We start from the raw sequence: 11835 nt of genomic DNA on the forward strand, positions 1-11835 counted from the left end.
CGACATCCCGCCGATCTTTTTGCCTGTCCCAAGAGACAGCCACCCTCCAACCTCGCCCCGACCTGCTACCCTCCTGCTCCCCGTGTCGACCGCCGACGCCTCCGCGACCTCTGCCCGCGACCGGCTCGCGCGCGCCGGTCTCATCCTCGCCGCGATCGTCGCCGGCCTCGCCCTCTACGGCCTCGGCAGCGGCGGCAGCTTCTATCATCGCCTCGTCGCCGCCCCGTTCGCCCCCGCCGCGCACGCCCCCTACTACCGCGAATCGCTGCTGCACGTCGGCCTCGCCCACGCGCTCGGCCTGGCCGGCAGCCTCCTCGCCTTTCGCGTGTTTGTCCTGAGCTTCTTCTGGCTCGGCCTCGTCCGCCTCGTCACTGCGCCCCGCCTCTCGCTCTCCGACCTCGCCCTCGTCCTCGCAGTCGCGGTCACTCACCCCGCCGCGATGATCGCCCACGCCTGGACCTGCCATCCGGACGCCCTCACCTACGCCCTGACCCTCGGCCTCCTGTTCGCGCGCCGCCCCGCGTTCATCTTCCCGATCGCCGCCCTCGGCGCGTGGAACCACCTGTGGATGTGGCTCGTCGTGTGTACCAGCGCCCTCGTCCTGTGGTGGACCTTCGCCGAGCCGCGCCTCCGGCCGCGCGCCCTCGCCCTCGTCGCCGGCCTCCTCACCGGCATCGTCACCTGCAAGCTCGCCCTCCACCTCTGCGGCATCCACATCGCCGACGATCGCTTCGCCGCCGCGGCCGCGCACCCGCTCCCCGTCCTCCTCGGTTACTGGACCGGCCCCGGCTGGCCGCTCCTCTACACCCTCGCCTTCGCCCACCTCGTGTGGTTGCCCGCGCTGCTGCTCGGCCTGCGTCGCCTCGCCCCGCGGGCCGCCCTCGGCCTCGTCGTCACCCAGGCGCTCGCCCTGGGCGCGACCTTCTTCACCGAGGACACCACCCGCGTGTTCGCCTTCCTCGCCGGCGGCCCGCTGCTCTACGCCCTGGTGCGCGCCCTCGAGGTCCCCGCGCCGCACCGCCCCGCCGCCCTGCGCCCGCTCGTGCTCGCCGGCGTCCTCCTCACCCTCGCCGCCCCCAAGTGCTTCGCCTGGAAGGGCCACCTGCACGACCTCGAAGCCTCCCGCGCCCACCTGCGAGCCCTCCTCTCGCGCTGATCCGGTGACGCTGCAGCAATTCGCCGAACGCGACAACGAGCTGACGCTCCCATGACATGTCCCCAGGGACATGCTCTCCACGTAACCCCTGAGAGCCTCAGCACTGCCTGCATCGTCCGACCCGACGTGCTTGCGTCTCCGTCCCCGCTGTCGCGCCCCGCCAGCCCGACGACGAGCCTGTTTCCAGCTCCGCAAAATTCAGGCCCGCTCCGTCTCGATCCCGCGCCGCCTCGACGTGCTCGATTTCTCCAGCACCTCGCCGTCCGCGACCTCACATCGCCGCTCGACCCCGCCCCGTCACCTCCGTCGCGGACATCTGTCACCGACATGTCCTTTTAGACATCTTGCTGCCCAAGCCCGCGCAGGGGCCATTAAACGCTCACACGCAGGCAGCCACGGAGGCGCGGAGCGACTCGCGCAGCGATCCCGACGACACGAATACCGCGACCGGTCCGCCGCTCTTGCCGGTCGCGGCGAGCCCGCGGCCCGGTCCTCGGCTACAAGCGAAGCATGCCCCTTACCCATCGCTTCGCCCTCGTCGCGTCCCTCTGCCTCAGCCTCGCCGCCTGCACCGACCCGGGCACGACCACGGACGGCAGCTCGACCGACGCCGGGACCACGACCGCCTCGACGAGCCCCGCGACCACCGTCGACGAGCCGACCACCACGAGCGGCGTCGACACCACCGACACTGGTACCGGCACCACGGACGCCCCGACGGGCACCGACACTGCTACCACCAGCGTCGACACCACCACCGCCGGCCAGGAGTGCCCGCCGGTAAGTGAAGCGTTCGGCCCCGCCGGCGGCGAGCTCTCGCTGTGCGGCGCCACCTTGCGGGTCCCCGCGGACGCCGTCGCCGAGGACGTGGTGTTCGGCATCGAGGTCATCGAGCCGCCCACCGCGCCGCCGTTCGAGCAGGAGTTCGCCTCGCCGGTGTTCCGCTTCACCCCCGACGACGTCGCCTTCGCCCAGCCGGTCGAGCTGATCTTGCCGCGCCCCGCGACCGACCACCGGATCTCCCTCGCCCGTCACGTCCCGGAAGAAGACGCCTTCTGGATCGTCGAGGCCTGCGACCTCACCGACACCACCATCGCCCAGAGCTTCTTCCAGCTCGGCACCTTCGCCACCCTCCGCGGCACCTACAAGTATCCGGACAACACCTCCGGCCTCGGCGACGGCACCATCGAGCTCGAGCTCCTCGGCAACACCGCGAGCTTCCCGCTCGACATGAGCGGCTTCGGCATCTACTCCGACGCCGAGGACGGCAGTCGCACGCTGACCGTCAAGTCCGTGCGCGAGGTCGACGGCGGCGTCGAGTCGCTGCGCATCGACTTCGGCGTCGACAGCACCGGCGACATCGCCAGCCTCGTCGCCGTCGAGTGGCTCTCCACCGTCGGCGGCGGCGGCTACACGTACATCGTCGATCTCATCGGCTCGGACGGCGTCATCACCCTCACCGACAGCGCCGACAATCACTACACCGGTGAGCTCAGCGCCATCGCCCACGGCGGCAACCCGCCCCACGACGAGCCGCTCCACGCCACCTTCGACGTGACCGTCGAGAAGTACGCCTTCCCGCCCGAGCTCAGCTGCTTCGGCGGCGATTGACCTCGCGTCCCGCTCGCGGGTCCGTCGCCGCGGCCGACAATCCGTCGGCCGCTGGCCTCGCCAGCGCAGCCGCGTCGAGCAAGGGCCCGACCTCGAGCTCGTCGAGGCTGCCCGCCCGCCATATCGAGCACCCGGCGCGTCGCGTCCTATGCGAGCACCGCTGCGCCCTCGATCATCTCGATCGTCGCCAGCATCAGCGTCGTCAGGCGCGCCGCGCGGCACGAGTGAATCACGGACCGCACCGAACCGCGATTCGCCGTTCATGCTCCGAGACGACGCATCAGGCCAGGGGCCTCGCTCGCCGGCCGCTTGTTGCTCCTCCGCGGGTCTGCAATACTCCCAGCGAAGTGAGCGTTTTCGCGGATTCACGCAAGGTGACGCACAAGGGCAGCGGCCAGACCGAAGTCGCCGCGCCGCCGGACGTGTGCAAGACCCCGACGCCAGGTGGTCCCGTCCCCGTGCCCTACGTCAACGCAGCGCAGGACAGCCAGCTCGCCGGGGGCAGCAAGCGGACGGCGATCGAGGGCAACCCGATCGCCCTCGCCAGCTCCAACCTCCGCACCAGCACGGGCGACGAACCCGGGACGGCCGGCGGCGGGCTCATGTCGAACAAGGTCAAGGGCAAGCTGACCTGGGGCAGCAGCAGCCCCGACGTGCTCGTCGAGGGCAAGGGCGTCGTCCGCTTCATGGACGTCACCCAACACAACGGCAACAGCTTCAACACCGCGTTCATCGAACAGGGCGGCACCGGCTTCGCCTACGGCGACGACTTCGAGCGCGAATGCCCCCTGTGCAAGAAGAGCCCGGAGAGCCACGCGATCAAAGAGGAGACGGCCGAAGAGAGCAGCCTCGACATCGCCCAGAAGATCCTGCGAGACCTCAAGGCGCGCGAAGACGGGTGGAAGAAGGCCAACGAGGCGGTGGCGTCGGCCACGGCGGAGCTGGAGCGCCAGCTGAAGATGAACCCGAACATGAAGCCGGCCACGATCGAAGCGCGAAAGGCCAACATCGCCGGCCTGACCCAGTCCCGCGACGCCCTCGCCTCCCACCGCCGCGATGACTCCGGTGGTTACATGTTCGGGGTGATGGTCTGCCTCACGGGCAAAAAGTTCGCGGCCGTCTCCGGCGACGAGGTGCCGGATGGCTTCAAGGCCATCGCCGCGAAACATGGCTGCACGATCGTGGCAGAAGCGGCGACGGTGGCGGACTTCCAGGCGATGAACTCGCGTCCGGACGCAGTGGCCACGGCGTGGGGCGACGTGATGGACCGATACGAAACAGGAGTCCCGGGATACAATAATATGCCCGGTAAATGCGCGGGGGCCAAGCTGGTCGGCAAGAGCGGCCATATCGCCCGCTCGATGACCGAGATCTACTTCCCCTTCACCGGAGGCAAGAAGGCCCTGACTTTCAGCGTCATCTATCGGGGTCCCGAACAATTCGCTCCCGCCGGAGGACCGTGGACGCCACCGACAACGGAGGCAACGGCTGTGTTTATCGCGGAGCGACGCGACATGCGGCGCAGGAGCGAGCTCACCGTTCCTTCGTGCCGGGCGTGTCAGGACACGCTGTACATGGCCCGATGCGACCTCGAGGGGAAGAGCTGCGGATGAACTGGTCCGAGATACCGGCAGCCGCGCCCGTGGCGATGACAGGGCTGCTCGCATTCATGGAACGATGGAAGCCACGGAGCACGAAGGATTTCCGGGCAGCCTCGGCTGATCAGATCCGGCTCCTCGCGGAGCGCCATGGCGGCTCGGAGGCTCTGCCTCCCGTCTATCGCGAATTCCTCGCAACCATGGGCGAAGCGATGGGCCCGTGGAGGTTGACCCGGGGGACCACCTCGATCTCGTCGCTTCTCGAAGACGCTCGGGAGACCGATCGCGAACGGGCGGATCCTTCCAGGTATCTGAAATTCGCCATTGGCGAGGACGATTACAACGGCCGTCAACCCGACGATTTCTTCGACCTCGCACGACCGACGCAGGACGGCACGGACGCGTTCGTCTTCCGCCTCCAAGAGGAACGCCTGCTACGAGGTTCCGGCGCGGAGCACCCTTTTCCAACATTTTCGGACCTGCTCAGGGCGGTCCTCGTCACCAAAGTCGCCCTCGATCTCGAGCGAGGCTCGCCGCCGTTCTTCACCTTCGGCCGTCACCCCGATGTCATGGCCCGAACCTTCGGGCTGTTGGCCAATTTGGGATTTACGACCACCGAGCTCGCGGCGTCGACCACCACCATTCCACTCGAAGCACGGGGACGGGGCGCCGTCGCCCTGTTGCGCAACCCAATAGACCGGGATGTCAGCCTGCGGGTACGCGCGCGGGGCGATGCCGAGGAGCGCCGGATCGTGGAGATCATCGCCGATCATCGCGCGGAGCTCATGCAAGTTTGAGCCCAAAATGAGTCCCCCCCCTCGACACGCCTCTTGCGCCGCCGCGGTGCTGCGAGCGGCCCAACCAGTGGATCGGCGACGAGCCCGCCGCCGCGCACCGCCACGCGAGCGAGTGAACGTACAGACTCACCGATGGACAACCTCGTCAACCTGACTCCGTTCGCGGCCGCGGCGATGCCGTCCATGGATCGGCACGGCAATGAACTGATATTGGTCGTGCTCGCCGCGCATTATCGCTTGCCGCCCGCCGGTGGGGCGACCGCTGCGCCGCTGAGCCTGTGCGAGCTGCAGGAGCCCGTCGTGGTCGCGGACGAGTATTGGGGTGACCCCGCGAGCTCGAGCCTGCGTCGGGAGGCGCAGACCGCCTATCGCAAGCCCGCAACCGACATTCAGCTGCTCGGCCACGCCTGGGCGCCACGCGGGCGGCCGGTAATCCGCGGTCACGTCGCGCTACAGGTCGGCTCCCTTCGCCACGAGGCCGTGGTGTTCGGTGAGCGCCGCTGGTCGAGGGGGCTCGGTGGTCTTCGCCCCACCAAGCCCGAACCGTTCGAGCGGATGCCGATCTGCTACGAACGGAGCTTCGGCGGAGCCTGCGGCGCCGAGGCGAAGCGGCTCGTGGAGGCGAGCGAGCGGAACCCCGTGGGGCGCGGCCTGGTCACGTCTGGGCGCGAGGCCTCGGACCAGCCGCTGCCCAACTTCGAGGATCCCCGCGCTCCGATCGACGGGCCGGACGACCTCCCTGCCCCCGTCGGTTTCGGGCCGATCGCGCGGCACTGGTCGCCGCGGCGCAAGTACGCAGGGACCTACGACGAGGCATGGGTCCGCCGACGAGCACCCCATTGGCCGGAAGATCTCGACGAGCGCTTCTTCTGCGCCGCTCCCGAGCCGTTGTGCGCCACCCCGCACCTGCGCGGCAAGGAGCTGGTGAGCGTGGAGGGGGCCCACCCCGACGGTGACCTGTGCTTTCAGCTGCCGGCGCCGCGGATCCAGGTCAAGCTCACGCTCGGCGATCGAGTCGGCGTCGCGCACATGGTGCTCGACGGCCTCACGATCATGCCCGACGACGAGCGCTGCACGATGATCTGGCGGGCCGCGCTACCTGTCCAAAAAGACATGGCCACCATCGAGACGATCCGCGTCCGCGAACTCGAGCCGTGGGAGAACGGCGCGTGACTCGTTCCGCGCGCGTCCTGGGGGTCGGTGTCGCCTGTCCGCTCGGATTGACCGCGCGGGCGGCCTTCGCCGCGGTCGAGGCCGGGATTCGTCGATTCGTCGAGCTCGACGGCGTCTTCGATCTCGCAGGCGAACCCGCGCGCGGCTGTCGCCTGCAATCGCTGCCTGGCGAGGATCCGTTCGAGCGCGCGCTCTGGTTCGCGCGGCGGGCGGCCACCCAGGCCTTGCGCCTCGTCGCTAGCGGCTCGACGGAGCCAGTGCCGGTGTTCGTCGCGGTGCCAGCCGTGGCACACGAGGCAGGCCGCTCCCGCCGGTTGAAAGAAGTCCTCGCAGAAGCCGTGTCCCCGGCCGCGGAGCTGCGCTGGACGCCGCGCAGCTTGATCGCTGACGGGCGAGCGAGCGGTGCGGTCGCGCTGACGGCGGCGCTGCACGAGCTGCACGACGGGGCGCCGCGGGTGCTCGTGGGCGGGCTCGACTGTCTCGTCGCCGGCGACGCCTTGCGCGAGCTGTCTCGTCACAATCGACTGCTCGGGCGCCGCAACTGCGACGGGCGTCTGCCAGGCGAGGGCGCGGCGTTCTTGCTGCTCGGGCGCGCGAGCGAACGGACTGGCAGTCCTGAGCTCGGTGTCATCGAGGCGGTCGTCTGCGCCCAGGAGCCCGCCCCCTTCGCTGGCGGGCCGCCCAGCCGAGCAGCGGGGCTCACCGAAGTTCTCGCGGAGCTGCGCGAGCACTGGCCGCAGCGCGTGGACGAGGTGATCGCGGCGCAGAGCAACGAGCGGTTCTTCGCCACCGAGCTGTCGACGGCCTATCTGCGCAACGTGGAGCTCATGCCCGAGCCGATGCGCGTGCGGGCCCTCGCCGATGCCCTCGGCGACTGCGGCGCGGCGGCCTTCCCGCTCGGTCTCGCGTGGGCGCTCGACGACTTCGATCTCCGGGCCCGCTGGCGCGGCTCGCTCGCCAGCGCCGTGGTGCTCTCCTCGTCCGACGCCGGGACTGTCGGCGGCGCGCTCGTCACTGCCGCGACCGGCGAATCACGAGCCGTCCGCCGAAACGACGCGGGCATCTCGTGACACCGCGTCGACCTCGACGATCGCTGTCGTGCGAGAGGCGGCCACCGTGCCGACCACGCGGCATTAACCCGCCTCGAACCATCATTCGCTACGATCACCATCGTCTCGCGAATCACTGCACCAAGATCATGAACTCGATGCGGCGGTTCTTCGCGCGGCCCGCCGCCGTGCGGTTCGTGTCGAGCGGCTCGTCCGGGCCGGCGCCACGGGTCGTGAGTCGAGCTGCGTCGATTCCGTGTTCGACGAGGTAGCTGCGCACCGACTCCGCGCGGCGGCGTGACAGGTCGCGGTTGTGCGCCAGCCCGCCGGTGCTGTCGGTGTGGCCGGAGATCTCGATCTTCAGGCTCGTGTGCTCGCTGAGCACCCGGACCGCCCGGTCGAGCACCGGCCGCGAGCGCGGCTTGATCGTGTCCTTGTCGAGGTCGAAGTAGATCCCGCGGATCACCCCGATCACGGGCCGCACCGGATCGAGGTCGTCGGGGCAGCCGTCGTCGTCCTCGAGGCCGTTGCGGGTCTCGGGCTCGTGGACGCACTGGTCGACGTCGTCGAGGATCCCGTCGCCGTCGCTGTCGGGGATCGGGCACCCGCGCGGGGCGACGCCGGGGACGTCGGGGCAATCGTCCTGGCTGTCCCAAAAGCCATCTCCGTCGCGGTCGCGCTCGGGGCACCCGTCCGGCGCGATCCCGGGGATGTCGGGGCACACGTCGCAGCTGTCCAAAAAGCCATCTCCGTCGCGGTCGCGCTCGGGGCACCCGTCCGGCGCGATCCCGGGCTCGAACGGGCAAGCGTCGACGCGGTCGAGGAAGCCGTCGCCGTCGCTGTCCTTCTCCGGCCGCCCCGCCGGCGACTTGCGCCCGAGCAGCGCCGACACCCCGAGCTGGATCTCCGGATAGCTGACCGCGCCCGCGTCCACCCGCCGCCGCGCCGCCACCACGTCGCGCACGTCGAGCCGCAGCAGCGCGCGGTGCGACAGGAACACCTTCACCCCGCCGCCGAAGTGGACCGACTGGTCGATGTCATGCCCGAGCGCCCCGGTGGTGCCGAGGCCGCCGCCGCCGACCAGCGCGAACGGGGCGACGCGCCAGAACGGCAGCTGTGCGATCAGGTTGCCGCGGAAGTTGAAGAGGATCGCGCGATCGCGCGGCTCGCCGTCGATCACGATCCGCGTCGGCATCACGGCCGCCTCGACCTCGCCGCCGAGGAACGCCAGCGGGTAGAAGCCGACGCGCCCGCCGAACTGCGGCGCCGCGGCCCGGTAAGGCTGGAAGAACACGCTGTCGGGGTCGCCGTCCTGCAGCGACGCCAGCTGGCGGTGCGGGTCGAACAGCTCGTGCGCGCTGCCTCCGGTGAAGAACACGCCCGCGAAGGCGCCGAGCTCGAAGGTGTTGCGCTCGGGCCGGCAGCGGCGGATCCACGGCACCTCGCGCGCGTCCTGACAGCGCGCCCTGGGAGCCTCGGCCGGAGCTGCGGACGGCGGCGCGGAGGTCTCCACCGTCGCTGCCGGCGCCGGCCCTTCGGGTTCGACCTGTCCCGAAGGACTGGTACGGGCGAGGGCGCTCGCGGGCAGCGCGACGAGCAGCGCAGCGGCGAACAGACCGGGGGAGCGGCGCGAGACGAGGGCATGGGTCATGGCGGCCGCTGAAGTACCGACCTCCGCCGAGCCGATCGGTCGCCTCGCAAATAAATGTTCGCGGCGTGAAGTCGCGCCCCGCCGCAGGCCGACCTACACGGTGGTCCGCCGACTCTCACTGCCCATCCTGGGATCGAGCATCAAGGCCGAGCCCGGTCACTCCGGCGCCGCTGTCCCCGCGGAACCTCCTCGCCGCTCGCGTGTCCCCCCGCGTGAATGCGAGTCCTCCCGCTCCTCGCCCTCGGCCTCTGCGCCTGCGTGACGCGTCCTCCGTCCAGCCAGCCGCCGACGCTCGCAGCATCGCCCGCCCCTGTTTGCGACTCCTCCTCGCCTACGCAGGCTCCGACGCCCCAGCCCCCGCAGCTCTCGCTGCCCGATAGCGAGCCGGCCTGGGCGCTCACGCGGGGTGACGTGCTCCTCCAGCTCGAGCACGAACCGACCTTCGGCATCGTCTTCGCCGGCGACCCGACCCAGCCGTTTGGCCGCGTGCCCGCCTTCACCCTCTACCGCGACGGCACCGTCCTCTTCACCCGGGACTCGGAGCAGCGCCGCGGCCTCTTCCGCTACAGCGTGTTCGAGTGGGCCGCCAAGGACCACATCGAGCACGTGCGAGCTCTCGGCGTCGCGCGCATGCGCAGCTACCTCGACGAGTGCAATCCTTCGCCGCAGCGACGGGTCTGCGCCGCCGATGCGAGCGTCACGATCCTGCGCGCCCGCCTGCCCGACGGCGCCTTGCACGAGGTGCGCAACTACAACGGCTTCGCCGCCAGGCTCGCCGCGCAGCTCCACGCCATCTACGACCGGATCGCCCGGCTCGCCGCGCCGCGGACCGGCGTCGACCTCTACCTCCCGCACGCCGCGACCCTGTTCGTGCGCCGCGTCGCCACGCGGTCCGACCTCGATGACGCCGAGCTCGCCCGCGCCCGCCCCTGGCCGCTCGACGCCGACTGGCTGACCCGCGCCGCGGCCTCCGGCCCGCAGGTGATCGAGGTCCCGCAGATCCGGGCCATCATCGCCGCCACCGGCACCAACGCCCCGCAGAACCAGCTGTTCGTCCTCGGCGAGGAGTTCGTCCACGCCAGCATGGTGCCCTGGCTCCCCGGCCACGATCACCGCGCCGCGCTCGAGCGCTCCGACGCGCCTCGCTGATCGCCGCGCAACCTCGCGCGAACTCTCCCTTGTCAGCGACACCGCCGGAGCAGGCGCGGTGTACCCTCGTCGCGTGTCGCCGCCGCTCGCTCCTGCCGTCGCGCGCCTGTTCACCACGCTCGCCGAGCTCGCCGACGCCCCCGTCCCCGACGACCTCGGCGCGGCGCTGCGGCGCCTGCCGTACGTCGGCGCCCTGCCCTCGCCGTGGGACACCTGGACGCTCATCGGCCTGGCCCGGCATCAAGCTCGCCAGGACTGGGTGCTGAGGGTCGTGCGCGAGCGCCTGCGCGGCGACTCATCCGCCGTCGACGACTACGAGGGCGAGGTGCCCGGGCTTTCGGGCTGGCGTTACCTGTTCCACGGCCGCGGCTGCTGCCTCACCTGCGAGGCCACGGGCGAGGCGATCGACGTCGACTTCGTCGACGACACCGCCGAGCACTTCGACTCTTACTTCTACGTCGGCCACCTCGGCTCGCTGCGCGAGCCGGATGTCCCCGAGGCCAGGTTGCACGCGCTCTGCCCCGAGCTCGAGCTCGTGGTCCTGGCGATCGAGGACATGCAGGACGCCGGCGCCCTGGTCCGCGGCGGGCACCGCGTCTACTTCCGCCTCTCGTCGGCGCTGCGCGGCAGCATCGGCGCCATCGATCGCGTGTGCCGGGCGCTCGCCGATCCTGCGCGCCGGTGCTGGATCGCCGCCTGTCTCGGCGACTGGCCGTGGGCCCGCGAGCTGGCGACCGACCCCACGCTGCACGCCGAGCTCGACGCGCGCGCCGCACAGTGCCTGGCGCTCCGACGCGAACGCCTCGATCACGGCCTCGCCGAGCGCGCGCACCACACCTCGCTCCTGGCCCTGCGGGGGCTCGCAGCGCTGGCAGTGGACGACCTCGACGCGCTGCTGCTGGCCGCTCTGGCGAGCCCCCCGAGCGGGCTGGTCTCGCTCGCGCTCGAGCTCATCGAGCCGCGCTGGCGCCCCGATCTCCACGCCGACGCAGTGCTCGACCGTCTGCAGCGCGTCGACCCGCGCGGCGAGATCCCCCAGCCGCACATCTTCGCCACCTGCGCCGCGCTCCTGCTCGAACACCAGTGCCAAGTCGATGCAGTGCTCGCCCGCCTCGATGACCTCGACGATCGCGCCGACGCCCGTCTTCTGACGCTGGCCCTGGCCTTCCGCGCCCCCGCGGCCCTCGGTCTGCTCCGTCGCGCCCTGCGCTCGCGCGTGCCCATGCACCGCGGCGAGGCGGCGGCCCTGCTGGCCGCGATCGATGCGCCGTGGACCTGCCGCGAGCTGCGGACCGTGCTGGCCGAGTCCGACGATCTCGAGACCACCGGCGAGTGCCGCGCGGCCCTCCGCTGCAGCCGCGATCCCGCCGCCCGCGCCGCCCTCGACGCGTGGGAGCGGCTCCACCCGTACACGCCGGCGACGGAGCCGCCGTTCACCTACCTCGACATCCAGACCGCCCAGGCCGACGAGACCTGGCCTACCGGATCGAAGATCAAGCCGACCTGCTCGCACGCTACCGCGATCGCCTGGCCGACCCGGACCGCGAACAAATGTCATGATTCCTAATGAATCAAAGGACTGCGAGCCGGTGTTCGTGATGGCTCCAAGGACTTGTCTCTTGCGCCATATTCAATTGAACAGACTCGGCCC

9 protein-coding genes are annotated in these 11835 nt (G+C 70.8%); 8 read left to right on the top strand and 1 reads right to left on the bottom strand.

Translation table 11 applies throughout. The features are described from left to right. Positions 1–82 precede the first annotated feature (82 nt). The 6 genes from OV090_RS05520 to OV090_RS05545 all read left to right on the top strand — a co-directional run bounded on the left by OV090_RS05520 (position 83) and on the right by OV090_RS05545 (position 7405). A complete protein-coding gene (locus OV090_RS05520) occupies positions 83–1156 on the top strand; it encodes a hypothetical protein (protein ID WP_267702421.1) in 1074 nt (357 codons plus the stop codon). A 510-nt stretch (positions 1157–1666) separates the two neighbouring features. After that, entirely contained in the window at positions 1667–2767 is a 1101-nt protein-coding gene (locus tag OV090_RS05525) for a hypothetical protein (protein ID WP_267702422.1), read from the top strand. Continuing rightward, positions 2764–4380, top strand: coding sequence for a DUF4150 domain-containing protein (locus OV090_RS05530; protein ID WP_267702423.1), 1617 nt, complete (start codon positions 2764–2766; stop codon positions 4378–4380). The genes OV090_RS05525 and OV090_RS05530 overlap by 4 nt, the downstream gene beginning before the upstream one ends. Beyond that, the gene (locus OV090_RS05535) at positions 4377–5162 is read left to right on the top strand and encodes a hypothetical protein (RefSeq protein ID WP_267702424.1); all 786 of its coding nucleotides are present in this window, start codon (positions 4377–4379) and stop codon (positions 5160–5162) included. Before OV090_RS05530 ends, OV090_RS05535 begins: the two co-directional genes overlap by 4 nt. A gap of 132 nt (positions 5163–5294) precedes the next feature. Then, positions 5295–6335, top strand: coding sequence for a DUF2169 domain-containing protein (locus OV090_RS05540; protein WP_267702425.1), 1041 nt, complete (start codon positions 5295–5297; stop codon positions 6333–6335). Beyond that, a complete protein-coding gene (locus tag OV090_RS05545) occupies positions 6332–7405 on the top strand; it encodes a hypothetical protein (protein ID WP_267702426.1) in 1074 nt (357 codons plus the stop codon). Before OV090_RS05540 ends, OV090_RS05545 begins: the two co-directional genes overlap by 4 nt. 112 nt (positions 7406–7517) lie before the next feature. On the opposite strand, the gene OV090_RS05550 is transcribed toward OV090_RS05545, so the two are convergent. Further along, positions 7518–9035 (bottom strand): OmpA family protein, encoded by a 1518-nt coding sequence (locus OV090_RS05550; protein WP_267702427.1) that lies wholly within the window; start codon positions 9033–9035, stop codon positions 7518–7520. A gap of 411 nt (positions 9036–9446) precedes the next feature. Here OV090_RS05550 and OV090_RS05555 point away from each other — a divergent pair, with 411 nt between their 5' ends. Both OV090_RS05555 and OV090_RS05560 read left to right on the top strand, forming a co-directional pair. Beyond that, a complete protein-coding gene (locus OV090_RS05555) occupies positions 9447–10184 on the top strand; it encodes a hypothetical protein (protein ID WP_267702428.1) in 738 nt (245 codons plus the stop codon). A 73-nt stretch (positions 10185–10257) separates the two neighbouring features. Further along, on the top strand, positions 10258–11751 hold the full coding sequence (locus OV090_RS05560) for a hypothetical protein (RefSeq protein ID WP_267702429.1): 1494 nt from the start codon (positions 10258–10260) through the stop codon (positions 11749–11751). The last annotated feature ends 84 nt before the right edge of the window (positions 11752–11835 follow it).

The sequence above is a fragment of the Nannocystis sp. RBIL2 genome (genome assembly GCF_026626745.1).
Taxonomy (GTDB): Bacteria; Myxococcota_A; Polyangia; order Nannocystales; family Nannocystaceae; genus Nannocystis.

What these genes read in the sequence shown, in the direction of transcription:
- OV090_RS05540 (WP_267702425.1), top strand. Translation starts at nt 5,295, where the DNA reads ATGGACAACCTCGTCAACCTGACTCCGTTCGCGGCCGCGGCGATGCCG.
- OV090_RS05535 (WP_267702424.1), top strand. Translation starts at nt 4,377, where the DNA reads ATGAACTGGTCCGAGATACCGGCAGCCGCGCCCGTGGCGATGACAGGG.
- OV090_RS05550 (WP_267702427.1), bottom strand. Translation starts at nt 9,035, where the DNA reads ATGACCCATGCCCTCGTCTCGCGCCGCTCCCCCGGTCTGTTCGCCGCT.
- OV090_RS05525 (WP_267702422.1), top strand. Translation starts at nt 1,667, where the DNA reads ATGCCCCTTACCCATCGCTTCGCCCTCGTCGCGTCCCTCTGCCTCAGC.